The sequence below is a fragment of the Micromonospora sp. NPDC001898 genome (assembly GCF_042891255.1).
Lineage (GTDB): Bacteria > Actinomycetota > Actinomycetes > Mycobacteriales > Micromonosporaceae > Micromonospora.
Map to the genome: position 1 here is coordinate 320,474 of NZ_JBIATC010000006.1, position 14,100 is coordinate 334,573.

The following is a 14,100-nucleotide window of genomic DNA, read 5'->3' on the forward strand; positions in this document are numbered from 1 at the left end:
CGAGGACCAGATGGCCATTGCGCCGCCGTACAAGAGCAATGCACCCGATCCAGCCCACCCCCGTAACGGGTTCGACCGATTTTTTGAGATCACCGCCCGCGGCTCGACGCTGAGCCGCGAGGTCCGAGGTGGTCTGGCGACCTTCTTCACGATGGCCTACATCGTGGTGCTCAACCCGCTGATCCTCGGTGGCGCCGTCGACGGCGACGGCAAGAAGCTGTCCATCCCCGCGCTGGCCGCCGCGACGGCGCTGGTCGCCGGCCTGATGACCATTCTGATGGGGGTCGTCGGCCGGTTCCCGATGGCGCTGGCCGCCGGCCTGGGCGTGAACGCGCTGGTCGCGTACGAGATCGCCCCGCAGATGACCTGGGCCGACGCGATGGGCCTGGTGGTGATCGAGGGTGTGCTCATCGCGATCCTGGTGCTCACCGGCCTGCGTACCGCAGTGTTCCGCGCGGTGCCCACCCAGCTCAAGACCGCGATCGGCGTCGGTATCGGCCTCTTCCTGACCATCATCGGCCTGGTCGACGCCGGCTTCGTCCGCCGCATCCCGGACGCGGCGAACACCACTGTCCCGGTCGGGCTCGGCATCAGCGGCAAGATCGTCAGCTGGCCGCTGCTGGTCTTCGTGGTGGGCCTGCTGGTCACGATCGTGCTGGTGGTCCGCCGGGTCCGGGGCGCGATCCTGATCGGCATCCTCGCCTCGACCGTGCTGGCGATCGTCGTGGAGGCCGTGGCCAACGTCGGCCCGTCCTTCGTCAACGGCAAGCCCAACCCGCACGGTTGGGCGCTGAACGTGCCGGAGTTGCCGAAGAAGGTCGTGGACGTCCCCGACCTGTCGCTGCTGGGCAACTTCAACGTGCTGGACTCCTGGACCCGGGTCGGCTGGCTCATCCCGCTGATGTTCGTCTTCACGCTGCTGATCACGGACTTCTTCGACACGATGGGCACGATGGTCGCGATCGGCCAGGAGGGCAGCATGCTCGACGAGCGGGGCACCCCGCCGCGGGCCAAGGAGATCCTGCTGGTCGACTCGATCGCGGCGGCGGCGGGTGGCGCGGCGAGCGTCTCCAGCAGCACGTCGTACGTCGAGAGCGCCGCCGGTGTCGCGGAGGGCGCGCGGACCGGCGTGGCCAACCTGGTCACCGGCGTGCTGTTCCTGCTCGCGATGTTCCTCGCGCCGCTGTCCCTGGTGGTGCCGTTCGAGGCGGCGTCCACGGCGTTGGTGGTGGTCGGCTTCCTGATGATGACCGCGGTGCGGACCATCGACTGGACCGACTACGAGATCGCCATCCCGGCGTTCCTCACCATCGCCCTGATGCCGTTCACGTACTCGATCTCCAACGGCATCGGTGCCGGCGTCATCTCCTTCGTGGTGGTCAAGCTGGCGAAGGGGAAGGCCCGCGAGGTTCACCCCCTGCTGTACGGGGTGGCTGTGCTCTTCGTGCTGTACTTCCTGCGCGGGCCGATCGAGTCCGTGGTGCTCTAGTCCGTGGTGCTCTGACGACCCACCGTGGCCGGCCGGGCCGGGGTGCCCTATTCGGGTACCCCGGCCTTTCGGTCATGAACTCCCTGGTGAGCATGGTCATATCGCCTGCCGTCAGCCAGGTTCATTAGCTAGGCTAACTATTGTGACGGAGTGGACGGTGACGGCGAAGCGCGTGCCACCGGCGCAACTGGCCCCCCAGTTGCGTGATGCGATAACCCGGCTCAACCGGCGGGTCCGACAGGCCCGCCCGGTGGGCGACCTGACGGTCACCCAGCTCTCCGCGCTCACCAGCCTCAGGCTGGCGGGCGCGCTGACGCCCAGGGAACTGGCCGACGTCGAGCGGGTGCAACCGCCGACGATGACCAAGATCGTCGCGAAGTTGGAGGAGCGCGGCCTCGTGCGGCGTACCCCCCATCCGACCGACCGCCGGCAGGTCATCCTCTCGGCGAGCGAGGGGGGGCAGGCCGTGCTCGACCAGTTCGAGCGGGTCCGCGACGAGTGGCTTGCCCACCGGCTGGCCGAGCTCACCGAGCCCGACCGGGAGACATTGCAGAGGGCGTCCGAGATCCTCCAGCAGCTCGCCCGCGCCTGACCGCGCCACCGCGCCCGCGCCGTCCGCCGTCGATGACGCGTACGACCGAGGAGGCGCATACAGGGTGCAGGCGAAGTTGAGCACGATGTTCCAGTCATTGCAGGTCCGCAACTACCGGCTCTTCGCGTCCGGGCAGCTGATCAAGATGATCGGCGTCTGGATGATGTTCATAGCCCAGGACTGGCTCGTCCTTCAGATCTCGGGCGACTCCGCCACCGCGCTCGGCTTCGTCACCGCGCTCCAGTTCGCCCCGGTGCTGCTGCTCACCCTGATCTCCGGGCGGCTCGCCGACCGGTACGACAAGCGCCTGCTGCTGTTCGTCGCGAACGTGTTCTGGACGGTGCTGGCGTTCGGGATGAGCCTGCTGGTGTTCACCGGCCTGGTGGAACTCTGGCACGTCTTTGTCTTCGCAGCCCTGCTCGGCGTCGCGAACGCGGTGGAGACCCCGGTGCGGCAGGCGTTCGTCTCCGAGCTGGTCGGCACATCCCTGCTGCCCAACGCGCTGTCGCTCAACGCCGCCGTGTTCAACTCGGCCCGGATCGTCGGCCCGGCCGTGGCCGGCCTGGCCATCGCCGTCGTCGACGTCGGCCCGGTGTTCCTGTTCACCGCGGTCAGCTCGCTGGCGCCGCTGGCCAACGTGGTCCGGATGCGTCCCGCCGAGCTGTACCGCGAGGCCCTGCCGCCGGTCGGCGAGCGGAACTCCGCCCGGGTGGTCGACGGGCTGCGGTACGTCGCCCGCCGCCCCGACCTGCTGCTGCCGATGGCGGTGATGTCGGTGATCGGGATGAGCCTGTTCAACTTCCAGCTCACCCTGGCCGCCCTGGCCAAGACCGTGTTCAACACCGGCGCCGCCTCGTTCGGCCTGTTCAGCACGGCCCTGGCCGTCGGCGCGCTGGGCGGGGCGCTGGCCGGCACCGGGCGGCGCAGCCGCCCGTCGGTCTGGGTGGTGCTGGGCGCGGCGATCGGTTGTGCCGTCTTCGGCACCCTGGTCGGGGTCGTGCCGGCGTACTGGATGGTGGTGACGCTGCTGCTGCCCGCCGGGTTCTTCATGGTGTTCTTCGCCCAGGCCGCCAACCAGCGGGTGCAGCTCGGCACCGACGCCGCGTTCCGGGGGCGGGTCATGGCGCTGTGGGTGCTGGTCTTCCTCGGCACCAACCCGGTCGGCGCGCCGCTGATCGGCTGGGTCGCCGAGACCTTCGGCGCCGGGGCGAGCATCTGGATCGGCGGGCTGATCTCGCTGGCCACCGCGCTGATCGCGCTCGCCTGGCAGTTGCGCCGCTCGGGTGCCCGCCTGCGCCTGCGGATTCTCCCGATGCCCCGTTTCTACGTCGTCTCCCCGGAGTGACGGAAGGTCCGCTGTCGGACCCCCGGCGAGCAGGCGGATGGTAAAAAATTGATGCCCATGGATGTCAAGAATGCGGTAGCGGGCAGGCCTGCGGGGGCTTAGCGTCGATGCGTGGAGGTAGGCCGCGCGATTCTCCTCGTCCTGGCGTTCGCCGCTGTCGCGAGTCTGCCGGTTGCCTTCGCGCTGCTCTTCTGCGCCGACGAGATCATCGACCGGGTCGCCTGCGGGTACGCCGAGTGGCGCGAACGCCGCCGGGAACGCCGGACCGTCGCCCGGCTGGACCGGGCCGTCGAGGCCGACTCGCTCACCCGGGGCATCGACCTGACCGAGTTCGACCGGGCCGATCGCCGGTCCCTCCAGGAGATCGCCGCCGATCTGCGCCGCTTCGGCGGTCACCGGGTCAACCAGGTCGGCCGGGCGGTGATCTGGCACGCCGCCGTCCTCGACGCGTACGACGAGCACCTCCGGGCGGCCTGCCGGTGCCTGGGGCTCACCGAGCACCTGGGCGAGCTGACCGGCGTCGACCGGGAGATCGAGCGGGTCCGGGTCGAGGGGGCGCTGCACGCCGCCGGGCTGCCCCTGCCCGCCGCCCGCGCCCCGCACCGCCAGCGGCGTCACTGAACGGCGTCCCGGGTGCGGCTGTTCGTCGCGGTCTACCCGCCGGCTGCGGCCGTCGCCGACCTGACCGCCCAGGTGACCCGGCTGCGGGTCGGCCGGGCGGCTGCGGTGGGCACCGACGTCCGGCTCGCCGACCCCGCGAACGCGCACCTCACCCTCGCCTTCCTCGGCGAGGTGGACGCGGGCCGGCTGGTCGATGCGGAGAGCGCCCTCGGGATCGCCGCCGAGACGTTCCGGGCCGGCCGGGTCGGCTCACCGGTGCTGCGGCTCGGCGGCGGTGGCAGCTTCGGCGAGGGCCGGCTCACGGTGCTCTGGGTGGACGTGCGCGGCGACGTCGAGGCGCTTCGTGTCCTGGCCCGGCTGGTCCGGATCGGGCTGAGCCGGGGCCGGCTGCCGCACGACGAGAAGCCGTTCCGCCCGCACCTGACCATCGCCCGGCCCGGCGACCGGATCGACCGCGCCGACGTGGCCGCCGACCGGGAGGCCCTGCACGACTACCTGGGACCGCGGTGGCCGGCCGCCGAACTGGTGCTGGCCCGCAGCCACCAGGGCCCCCGGCCGACGTACGACCGGCTGGCGGCCTGGCCCGTCTGAGGCCCGTTCCGCAGGCCGGCGGTGTGCCGGCCCTGACGCGAGGGCTGGCACCGACGCGGCATGCCGGCCCCCGACGCGCGGGGGCCGGCACACCGCCGCTCAACAGCTGGTCACGGACCCGTCACCAGGCCCACGCCTCCGGGCCCGGGCCGCCCTTGCCGACCGGCGGGAACAGCTCGTCGAGCCGGGCCAGCGCCGCGTCGTCGAGCCGCACGTCCAGCGCGCCCAGCGACCGGTCGAGCTGGTCGAGGGTGCGTGGCCCGATGATCGGGGCGGTCACCCCCGGCCGGGAGAGCAGCCAGCCCAGCGCCACGTCCGCCGGGTCGTGGCCGAGCTCCGCGCAGAACTTCTCGTACGCCTCGATCGCCGGCCGGTGTTCCGCCAGGCCCTCGGCGGCCCGGCCGCTGGTGCCCCGGGCGGCCCCGCCCTCGGCCATCTTGCGCAGCACCCCGGACAGCAGCCCGCCGTGCAGCGGCGACCAGGGGATGATGCCGAGGCCGTAGTGCTGGGCGGCCGGAACCACCTCCAACTCGACGTGGCGGGTCAGCAGGTTGTAGATCGACTGCTCGGAGACGAGGCCGAGGAAGTTGCGCCGTTCGGCCGCCGCCTGCGCCTGCCCGATGTGCCAACCGGCGAAGTTGGACGATCCGACGTAGACCACCTTGCCCTGGGCGACCAGGGTCTCCATGGCCTGCCAGATCTCCTCCCACGGGGTGACCCGGGAGACGTGGTGCATCTGGTACAGGTCGATGACGTCGGTCTGGAGCCGGCGCAGCGAGTCCTCGCAGGCCCGGACGATGTGCCGGGCGCTCAGGCCCTGCTCGTTGGGCCACTCGCCCATCTTGCCGTAGACCTTGGTGGCCAGGACGACCTTGTCCCGCCGGCCGCCACCCTGGGCGAACCAACGGCCGATGATCTGCTCGGTGATCCCCTCGCCGGTCTGCCAGCCGTACACGTTGGCGGTGTCGAAGAAGTTGATGCCGTGTTCCAGCGCCCGGTCCATGACGGCGAAGCTGTCCGGCTCGCTGGTCTGTGGCCCGAAGTTCATGGTGCCGAGGCAGAGCCGGCTCACCGAGAGCCCGGTGCGTCCCAGATTCGTGTACTCCATGCGGCCCACCCTGCCACGGGCGCACGTCGAGTGCCTCGCCGTTCGCCGGGGGCGTGGCGGGCACGCTCCCGGCGAACGGGTGGGTCAGGAGGACTCGCGGGCCGCCGGGCCGCTGCCGAAGAGGACGTCGTCCCAGCTCGGCAGCCGCTTGCGGGGCTTGCCGGAGGCGTCGGTCGCCTCGTTCCCGCCGGCCGCCGCCGCAGCGGACCCCGTGCGGCGGGGCCGGAGCACCGCCAGCGACGGCACGGCCGGGATCTCCTTCGGGGCGTCCGAGTCGTCGTCGAACGCGGAGCCCTGGCCGCCGCCGAGCAGGGCCGCCGCCCCCCCGCCGACCGGCCGCTGCCGGGGCGCCTCGGACCCGGCCAGCGCCGCCGGCGTGCGCGGCTCCAGGCCGCGCCCGGACGTCGAGCCGAGTGGACGGTCCAGCGAGGCGAGCAGGGCGTCCCGCCCCGCGCGGATCGGGTCCCGCCCCGGGCGGCCGTGATCGCCGGTAGCCGCGGGCAGCCCGTGCCCGCCCCGGCCCGGCTCGGCGCGCGACGGGCCGGGCAGCGCGTGGCCGCCCCGCTCCGGCGTGGGCTCCTGCCCGAGGATCGGGGTGGGGCGCTCGGCGCACAGGTACTGCGCCATGTCGTCGTGCGGGGTGACGTTCTGCCGGGTCTTGTCCAGGTCCCACACCGCCTGCGCGGTGGCCTTGCCCGACGGCCAGGTGGCGATGATCCGCCAGGTGCCGTCGTCGCGACGGTACGCGTCCCAGGAGATCTTCTCGGTGTCGATCCCGTGCTGGGCCAGCCGGCCGTTGACCACGTCGGCCAGCGGGGTCGGCTTCTCGGCGCCCTTGAGCCGGGTGCGCCGGGCGTGCTGGGCGAGCATCGCCCGCTCCTGGAGCACGGGGCCGGCGTAGCGCAGCACCCGGTCGACCGGGACGCCCGCGATGCGGGCGACGTCCTCGGCTGACTCGCCGGAGCGGATCTTGGCTTGGATGTCGCGCGGGGACAGCGACGGCACCAGGTCGGCGGTGTTCGACACCACGGCGAGCGGGGGCGCACCCGGCTCGGCGTGCATGGCGCCGGCGATCCGCTCGTCGATGGGCAGGGCGAGCAACCGCCCGACCTCGTCGGCGAGCACCAGCGCCTGGCCGTCCTCGGAGAGGGCGACGAAGCGTACTGGGCGCATGAGCGTTGCCTCCGTCCCGCTTCGCTGGCCGCACGCCACGAGTCGGCCACCCGGGCGTCTCGCACCACGGTACGCCCATCCGTCACCAGGTGGGGGAACCGACACCCGCATGTCGCGGGCGGGTTGCGAGGATGATCACATCGGGTGGCCGTCGGTGATCCGGCGACCACCCGATGTGACGATGCCTAGAGCCGCTCGACGACGTAGTCGATCGAGGCGGTCAGCGCCTCCACGTCGGCCGGCTCGACCGCCGGGTAGAGCGCGATGCGGAGCTGGTTGCGGCCCAGCTTCCGGTACGGCTCGGTGTCGACGATCCCGTTGGCCCGCAGCGCCTTGGCGATCGCCGCCGCGTCCACCCCGTCGGCGAAGTCGACGGTGGCGACCACGTTGGAACGCAGCGCCGGGTCGGTGACGAACGGGGTCGCCACGGCCGAGCGCTCGGCCCAGCCGTACACGATGCCGGCGCTCTCGGCCGTGCGCTTGGCGGCCCAGTCCAGCCCACCCTGCTCGTTCATCCAGTCGGTCTGCTCGGCGGCCAGGAAGATGGTGGCCAGGGCCGGGGTGTTGTACGTCTGCTCCAGCCGCGAGTTGTCGATCGCGGTGACCAGGTCGAGGAACGCCGGGATGTACCGGCCCGAGGCCTTGATCTCGGTGGCCCGCTCCAGCGCGGCCGGCGACATCAGGGCCAGCCAGAGGCCGCCGTCGGAGGCGAAGCACTTCTGCGGGGCGAAGTAGTAGACGTCGGTCTCGCGCACGTCGACCGCCAGGCCGCCCGCGGCGGAGGTGGCGTCGACCAGCAGTAGCGAGCCCTCGTCGGCACCGGCCACCCGGCTGATCGGCACGGCCACGCCGGTCGACGTCTCGTTCTGCGGGAGGCCGTACGCGTCGACCCCGGCCTCGGCCACGAGCGTCGGGGCGGTGCCCGGCTCCGACTTGCGCACGGTCGGCTCGCCGAGGAACGGCGCCTGGCTGACCGACTTGGCGAACTTCGCGCCGAACTCGCCGAAGCTGGCGAACTGGGCCCGGTCCCGGATCAGGCCGAACGCAGCGACCTCCCAGAACGCCGTGGTGCCGCCGTTGCCGAGGATCACCTCGTAGCCCTCGGGGAGGGAGTAGAACTCGGCGATGCCGCGCCGCAGCCGGGCGACCTGGTCCCGGACGGTCTTCTGCCGGTGCGAGGTGCCCAGGAAGCCGGTCGCCGCGTCGGCGAGGGCGGAGACGGCCGCCGGACGGACCTTGGACGGCCCGCAGCCGAACCGCCCGTCGGTGGGCTTGATGTCGTCGGGAATCCGGATGGTCGGTGCGTCAGCCACGGTTGTCGAGATCCTTCCGCGTGGGCGGGGCCCGGTCTGGGTGGGCGGGGTGCGGACCGACGGCGGTCGCGTGCGTGGGCGCACGGTCGGCCGGGATCCGAACCTGGTCCGGCGGCTCTGCCGAGCACTCATCCTCGCACCCGGGCCGACCCGGACACCCGGCGGTGAGGCGTGTGACACACCCGCCGGTCGCGCGGCTGGCAGCCCTCCCGGCAACGCGAAGGGGCCCCGCCGACCGGCGGGGCCCCTTCGCGTTGGCGCTGATCGGCTGGACGGGCGCCGCGCGCCCAGGTGGTGACTGCGTCGGGAGGACGCCCGGCTCAGACGCCGTGCGGAATGGCGTCCCAGCCCTCGACCTCCTGCGGCTTGCGGGGGCCCGGGCCGACATAGGTGGCCGACGGGCGGACCAGCCGCTGGAGCTTCTTCTGCTCCAGGATGTGCGCGCTCCAGCCGCCCATCCGGGCGCAGGTGAACATCGAGGTGAACATGTGCGCCGGCACCTCGGCGAAGTCCAGCACCACGGCCGACCAGAACTCGACGTTGGTGGCGAGCACCCGGTCCGGCCGGCGGGCCTGGAGCTCGGCCAGGGCGGCCTTCTCCAGCGCCTCGGCGATCTCGAAGCGCGGCGCGCCCAGATCCTTGGCGGTGCGGCGGAGCACCCGGGCGCGCGGGTCCTCGGCCCGGTAGACCCGGTGGCCGAAGCCCATCAGCCGCTCGCCCCGGTCCAGGACGCCCTTGACGTACCCCTCGGCGTCCCCGCTGCGCTCGACGGCCTCCAGCATGGTGAGCACCCGGGAGGGGGCGCCGCCGTGCAGCGGGCCGGAGAGGGCTCCGATGCCGGAGGAGATGCAGGCCGCGGCGTCCGCGCCGGTGGAGGCGACGATCCGGGCGGTGAACGTGGAGGCGTTCAGGCCGTGCTCGGCGGCCGAGATGAAGTACGCGTCCACGGCCTTGACGTGCCGCGGGTCGGGCTCGCCGCGCCAGCGCTTCATGAAGCGCTCGACGATCGTCTCAGCCTTGTCGATCTCCTTCTGCGGCACGGCCGGCAGGCCCAGGCCGCGGGCGGACTGGGCGACGAAGGAGAGCGCGGTCACCGAGACCCGGGCCAGGTCCTCGCGGGCCTGCTCGTCGGAGATGTCCAGCAGCTGGCTGAGCCCCCAGTACGGGGCGAGCATGGCGACGGCGGACTGCACGTCGACCCGGATGTCGCCGGAGTGCACCGGCACCGGGAACGGCTCGGCCGGCGGCAGCCCCGGCCCGAAGCGCCCGTCGACCAGCAGCGCCCAGACGCTGCCGAAGGAGAGCTGACCGATCAGGTCCTCGATGTCGACGCCGCGGTAGCGCAGCGCGCCCCCCGCCCTGTCCGGCTCGGCGATCTGGGTCTCGAAGGCTACGACGCCCTCCAGCCCGGGTTTGAAGTCGGCCATGTCGCTCTCTCCTGGATCTGCTCGATGCGCCCGCCCCGGGCTCATCCGGCCCGGCCGGTCGAGCGCCTCAGGCGATCCTCAGGGACGTGTTCGTGACATCTTGCCTGCTGGGTAACCGACTGCGCGACCCAGTGCGACTGTGCTGCACGCCTCATCCCCGCCGGTGGACGTCCGGCGGGCCTCGGTGAGACTGAGGGGTGCGGGCTGGCCAGCGGTGCGGATGCGGGCGGTCCGACGAGAGGGAGACTGACTGTGACGGGTGACACACCCGGGCCGGCGGGGATGCGTAACGAGTACGCCGCCGACCTGGGCCTTTCCGAGGCGGGCCTGGCGGCCGACTGGCACACGCAGTTCGCCCGCTGGTTCGCCGACGCGGTGGCCGCCCGGCTGCCCGAGCCGAACGCCATGGTGTTCGGCACCGCCGACGCCCGGGGCCGCCCCAGCGGCCGCACCGTCCTGCTCAAGCGGTACGACGCGGCGGGCTTCGTCCTGTTCACCAACCACGGCTCCCGCAAGGGCGTCGAGGCGCTGGCCAACCCGTACGCCAGCCTGGTCTTCCCGTGGTTCGCGATACAGCGGCAGGTGGTGGTGGCCGGGCGGATCGAGCCGGTGGACCGGGCCGAGACCGAGGCGTACTACGCCGGCCGGCCGCGCGGCTCCCAACTTGGCGCCTGGGCCAGCGCCCAGTCCCGGGTGATCCCGGACCGGGCCGCGCTGGACGCCGGCTACCGGGCGGCGGCCGAGCGCTTCGCCGAGGTGGAGCCGATCCCCGCCCCGCCGAACTGGGGCGGGCTGCGGGTGCGTCCGGAGACGGTGGAGTTCTGGCAGGGCCGGGCCAGCCGGCTGCACGACCGGCTGCGGTTCCGCCGCACCGGGCCCGCCCCGGGGACGGCCGGCGACGGAGGCTGGGTGGTGGAGCGGCTGGCCCCGTGACCGCCGTCAAGGAGGTCCGGCCGCGCGGGGCGCGCCGCTGGGCGATCGACCTGCGCCCGCTCGGCGTGCCGGCGTACCGGCGGGTGTGGCTCGGCAGCGCCGTGGCCATGTTCGGCTTCCAGTTCACCGCGGTCGCGGTGCCGGTGGAGATGTACGCGTTGACCGGCGGCTCGTTCTGGGTCGGCCTGCTCGGCGTCGCCGGGTTCCTGCCGCTGCTGGTCTTCGGGCTGTGGGGCGGGGCGGTCGCCGACGTCCTGGACCGCCGCCTGGTGCTGCTCGCCGGCGGGGCGCTGCTCTGGGCGTCGACGCTCGCGCTGCTGGTCCAGGCCCTGCTGCGGGTGGGCAGCCCGGTGCTGCTGCTGACCCTGGTGGCGGTGCAGTCCACCGCGTTCGCGGTCACCTCGCCGACCCGCAGCGCGATCCTGCCCCGGCTGGTGTCGACGGAACTGGTGGCCGCGGCGAGCACGCTCAACTACACCACCCACACCGTCACCTCGGTGTTCGGGCCGTTGGCCGCCGGCCTGATCTTCGCCGGCTGGGGCACGGGGCTCGGCCTGCCGGTGGCGTACGCGGTGGACGCCCTGCTCTTCACCGTCTCGCTGTGGGCCACCTTCCGGCTGCCGGCGCTGCGCCCCGAGCCCGACCCGGACGGCTCCGCCGCGCCCCGCCGGGCGGGGCTGAGGAGCATCGTGGACGGCTTCCGCTACCTGGGCGCGACCCCCGTGCTGCTGCTCTCCTTCGTCATCGACCTGATCGCGATGGTGCTGGCGATGCCCCGGGCACTCTTCCCCCAGGTGGCCCAGGAGCGGTTCGGCGGCGGTGCTGCGGTCGGCTGGCTCTACAGCGCGATCGCCATCGGGTCGATGCTCGGCGGGCTCACCTCCGGCTGGATCGGCCGGCTCCGCCGGCAGGGGCTGGCGCTGGTCCTCGCCGTGGTCGGCTGGGGGGTGGCCATCGCCGCCGCCGGGCTGGCCCGCCAGCTCTGGCTGGTGGTCGGGCTGCTCGCGCTGGCCGGCGCGGCCGACCTGATCAGCGCCGTGCTGCGGCAGACGATGCTGCTGGTGCACGCGCCCGACCGGATGCGCGGCCGGCTCCAGGGCGTGAACACGGTGGTCGTCGCGGGCGGGCCCCGCCTCGGCGACCTGCGCGCGGGGGCGACGGCAGCCGGGCTCGGCATCGGCGTCGCCTGGGTCGGCGGCGGCCTGGCCGCGGCGGTGCTGGCGGTGCTGCTGGTGGCGGTCTTCCCGGCCCTGATCCGCTACCGGGCCGCCACACCGCGTACACAGGAAGCGAGCGGCTAAGGTCACCGGCATGCAGAACGCCGCGACCCCCCCGCCGTCAGGCGCGCAGTGGACCATTTCCGCCGCCGGCCACGAGGCCGTCATCGTGGAGGTGGGCGGCGGTCTACGGACATACCGGCACGACGGAACCGACTACCTCGACGGGTACGACCTCGACGAGATCTGCCCCGGCGGGGCCGGGCAGGTGCTGGCCCCGTGGCCCAACCGGATCCGCGACGGGCAGTACTCCTTCGGGGGACGGGCGTTGCAGCTCACGCTGACCGAGCCGACCCGGAACAACGCCATCCACGGTCTGGTCAACTGGGCGCGGTGGCACCTGGTCGAGCAGGCCGACGACGCGGTGACGGTCGGTTACGACCTGCCGCCGCACCCCGGCTACCCGTGGGGCCTGCGGCTGCGCAACCGGTACGCCGTGGGCCCGGACGGCCTGCTCGTCGAGCACGAGGTGACCAACGTCGGCGACGGGCCCTGCCCCTTCGGCTTCTCGACGCACCCGTACCTGCGGCTGCCCGGGGTGGCGGTCGACGACATCTTGATCCAGGTGCCCGGGCGGACCCGGGTGATGCTGGACGGGCGGCTGCTGCCGGTCGGGGCGACCCCGGTCGCCGGCACCGAGTACGACTACACCAGCCCGCGCAGGATCGGCGACGCGGTGCTCGACGCGGCCTTCGGCGAGGTGATCCGGGCCGCCGACGGCGGCTCCTCGGTGACACTGGCCGCCCCGGACGACGCCGTCGCGGTGCGGATCTGGGCGGACCGGGAGTTCGGCTGGTGGCAGGTCTTCACCGGGGACACCCTCGGCGGGGAGCGGCACCGGCGCTCGGTGGCTGTCGAGCCGATGACCTGCCCGCCGGACGCGTTCCGCTCGGGCAAGGACGTGATCACGCTGGAGCCGGGGGACACCTGGCGGGGCACCTGGGGCATCCGTCCCGGGGCCTGACCGGCCGGCGCGAGGGAGCGACATGGAGTTCGCCGAGGTCGTCCGGCGGCGCCGGATGGTGCGCAACTACGACCCGGACCGCTCGGTCCCGCCCGAGGTGGTCGAGCGGCTGCTCGACCACGCGGTCCGGGCCCCGTCCGCCGGGTTCGCCCAGGGCTGGGGATTCCTGGTGCTAGAGGCGCCGGAGGACCGGGAGCGGTTCTGGGCGGCAACCACCCCGGACGGCGGTGGGCGGGAGCGGTGGCTGGCCGGGATGCGGCGGGCACCGCTGATCGTCGTGCCACACGCCAACCGATCGGCGTACCTGGAGCGGTACGCCGAGCCGGACAAAGGCTGGGCGGACCGCTCGACGGAGCGCTGGCCGGTGCCGTACTGGCACGTCGACACCGGCTTCGCCGCCCTGCTGATGCTGCTCACCGCGGCGGACGAAGGGCTGGGCGCGTGCTTCTTCGGCATCCCGCCCCAGCGCACCGCCCCGTACCGGCAGGCCTTCGGGGTGCCGGAGGAGTACCAGCCGATCGGCGCGCTGACCGTCGGCTACCGGGCACCGGACCACCGGTCGCCGTCGCTGAGCCGGGGGCGTCGCCCGGTCGACGAGGTGGTCCACCGGGGCCGCTGGAGCTGACCGGTCCGTCGGAACCGACCGCGACCGGCGGCGCGTACCCGGTCCGGGCGGCCGGGTCCGGGGCACCGCAGTGGTGAATGCGACATGAGGGAGTAAAACGCGGTGTGGCACGGGCGGCTACGCTGGCACGGTCATCGGTGCCGCGACGCGCGGCGCCACACCGCGATGCGACCCGACGCGGCGGGTCGGCCCGGTCAGGGGGAGGGGAGCGCACCGTCGTGATCTTCAGAGCGGTCCGGGACGGGAGTCCCTACCCGGACCACAACCTGACGCTCAAGCAGTGGGCGGAGATCCCACCGCGCCCGCTGAGGCTGGACCAGCTGATCACCACCAAGCGCGAGCTGGCGCTGGACAAGCTCCTCGCCGAGGACTCCACCTTCTACGGCGACCTGTTCCCGCACGTCGTGCAGTGGAACGGCGGACTGTACCTGGAGGACGGGCTGCACCGCGCGCTGCGCGCTGCCCTCCAGCAACGCAACCAGATCCACGCCCGGGTGCTGGTGCTCTCCGGCCAAGTCGACTGACGGTTGTCGGCCCTCCCTGACCCGGCTCCGCGTTCGGCTGACGCTCCGTGCCCGTCCCCGGGCCGGCGCGCCCACGCCGATCCGCCCGGGGGCGTCACCTGACCGGCGTGCGGTGGCG

The 14,100-nt window shown here is 73.3% G+C and carries 14 protein-coding genes; 10 read left to right on the top strand and 4 right to left on the bottom strand.

Translation table 11 applies throughout. The features are described from left to right. Positions 1-10 precede the first annotated feature (10 nt). The 5 genes from ACFYZF_RS16975 (at position 11) to thpR (ending at position 4,638) form a co-directional block, all read left to right on the top strand. Complete coding sequence (locus tag ACFYZF_RS16975; RefSeq protein WP_387021586.1) at positions 11-1,489, top strand: NCS2 family permease; 1,479 nt, start codon at positions 11-13, stop codon at positions 1,487-1,489. Between the two features lie 142 nt (positions 1,490-1,631). Then, positions 1,632-2,081, top strand: coding sequence for a MarR family winged helix-turn-helix transcriptional regulator (locus ACFYZF_RS16980; RefSeq protein ID WP_387021216.1), 450 nt, complete (start codon positions 1,632-1,634; stop codon positions 2,079-2,081). 64 nt (positions 2,082-2,145) lie between these two features. Then, positions 2,146-3,426, top strand: a complete 1,281-nt coding sequence (locus ACFYZF_RS16985; protein WP_387021219.1) for an MFS transporter — start codon at positions 2,146-2,148, stop codon at positions 3,424-3,426. Between the two features lie 111 nt (positions 3,427-3,537). Beyond that, positions 3,538-4,047: a hypothetical protein gene (locus ACFYZF_RS16990; protein WP_387021222.1), complete on the top strand. Its 510-nt coding sequence runs from the start codon at positions 3,538-3,540 to the stop codon at positions 4,045-4,047. Between the two features lie 12 nt (positions 4,048-4,059). Further along, positions 4,060-4,638: an RNA 2',3'-cyclic phosphodiesterase gene (gene thpR / locus ACFYZF_RS16995; RefSeq protein ID WP_387021225.1), complete on the top strand. Its 579-nt coding sequence runs from the start codon at positions 4,060-4,062 to the stop codon at positions 4,636-4,638. Positions 4,639-4,759: 121 nt separating this feature from the next. Here the strand turns inward: thpR and ACFYZF_RS17000 are convergent, their stop codons facing one another. The 4 genes from ACFYZF_RS17000 to ACFYZF_RS17015 form a co-directional block, all read right to left on the bottom strand. Then, a complete protein-coding gene (locus ACFYZF_RS17000; protein ID WP_387021228.1) occupies positions 4,760-5,746 on the bottom strand; it encodes an aldo/keto reductase in 987 nt (328 codons plus the stop codon). An 84-nt stretch (positions 5,747-5,830) separates the two neighbouring features. After that, positions 5,831-6,919: a septation protein SepH gene (gene sepH, locus ACFYZF_RS17005; protein ID WP_387021230.1), complete on the bottom strand. Its 1,089-nt coding sequence runs from the start codon at positions 6,917-6,919 to the stop codon at positions 5,831-5,833. A 185-nt stretch (positions 6,920-7,104) separates the two neighbouring features. Then, positions 7,105-8,232 carry a phosphoserine transaminase gene (serC, locus tag ACFYZF_RS17010; protein WP_387021233.1) on the bottom strand — a complete coding sequence of 376 codons (1,128 nt, stop codon included), beginning with the start codon at positions 8,230-8,232 and terminating at the stop codon, positions 7,105-7,107. Between the two features lie 320 nt (positions 8,233-8,552). Further along, the gene (locus ACFYZF_RS17015) at positions 8,553-9,659 is read right to left on the bottom strand and encodes a citrate synthase 2 (RefSeq protein WP_387021235.1); all 1,107 of its coding nucleotides are present in this window, start codon (positions 9,657-9,659) and stop codon (positions 8,553-8,555) included. Positions 9,660-9,905: 246 nt separating this feature from the next. Here ACFYZF_RS17015 and pdxH point away from each other — a divergent pair, with 246 nt between their 5' ends. The 5 genes from pdxH (at position 9,906) to ACFYZF_RS17040 (ending at position 13,982) form a co-directional block, all read left to right on the top strand. Continuing rightward, positions 9,906-10,592, top strand: coding sequence for a pyridoxamine 5'-phosphate oxidase (gene pdxH / locus ACFYZF_RS17020; RefSeq protein ID WP_387021589.1), 687 nt, complete (start codon positions 9,906-9,908; stop codon positions 10,590-10,592). Continuing rightward, positions 10,589-11,893 (top strand): MFS transporter, encoded by a 1,305-nt coding sequence (locus ACFYZF_RS17025; protein WP_387021238.1) that lies wholly within the window; start codon positions 10,589-10,591, stop codon positions 11,891-11,893. The genes pdxH and ACFYZF_RS17025 overlap by 4 nt, the downstream gene beginning before the upstream one ends. 10 nt (positions 11,894-11,903) lie before the next feature. Continuing rightward, entirely contained in the window at positions 11,904-12,833 is a 930-nt protein-coding gene (locus ACFYZF_RS17030) for an aldose 1-epimerase family protein (RefSeq protein ID WP_387021240.1), read from the top strand. A gap of 22 nt (positions 12,834-12,855) precedes the next feature. Continuing rightward, entirely contained in the window at positions 12,856-13,458 is a 603-nt protein-coding gene (locus tag ACFYZF_RS17035; protein ID WP_387021243.1) for a nitroreductase family protein, read from the top strand. Between the two features lie 218 nt (positions 13,459-13,676). Continuing rightward, positions 13,677-13,982, top strand: a complete 306-nt coding sequence (locus tag ACFYZF_RS17040; protein WP_161689172.1) for a type II toxin-antitoxin system VapB family antitoxin — start codon at positions 13,677-13,679, stop codon at positions 13,980-13,982. Positions 13,983-14,100: the final 118 nt, after the last annotated feature.

Bases quoted from the DNA above. Each gene is read 5' to 3' on its own strand.
- ACFYZF_RS16975 (WP_387021586.1), top strand. From the start codon at position 11: ATGGCCATTGCGCCGCCGTACAAGAGCAATGCACCCGATCCAGCCCAC.
- ACFYZF_RS17000 (WP_387021228.1), bottom strand. From the start codon at position 5,746: ATGGAGTACACGAATCTGGGACGCACCGGGCTCTCGGTGAGCCGGCTC.
- sepH (WP_387021230.1), bottom strand. From the start codon at position 6,919: ATGCGCCCAGTACGCTTCGTCGCCCTCTCCGAGGACGGCCAGGCGCTG.
- ACFYZF_RS17015 (WP_387021235.1), bottom strand. From the start codon at position 9,659: ATGGCCGACTTCAAACCCGGGCTGGAGGGCGTCGTAGCCTTCGAGACC.
- ACFYZF_RS17030 (WP_387021240.1), top strand. From the start codon at position 11,904: ATGCAGAACGCCGCGACCCCCCCGCCGTCAGGCGCGCAGTGGACCATT.
- ACFYZF_RS17035 (WP_387021243.1), top strand. From the start codon at position 12,856: ATGGAGTTCGCCGAGGTCGTCCGGCGGCGCCGGATGGTGCGCAACTAC.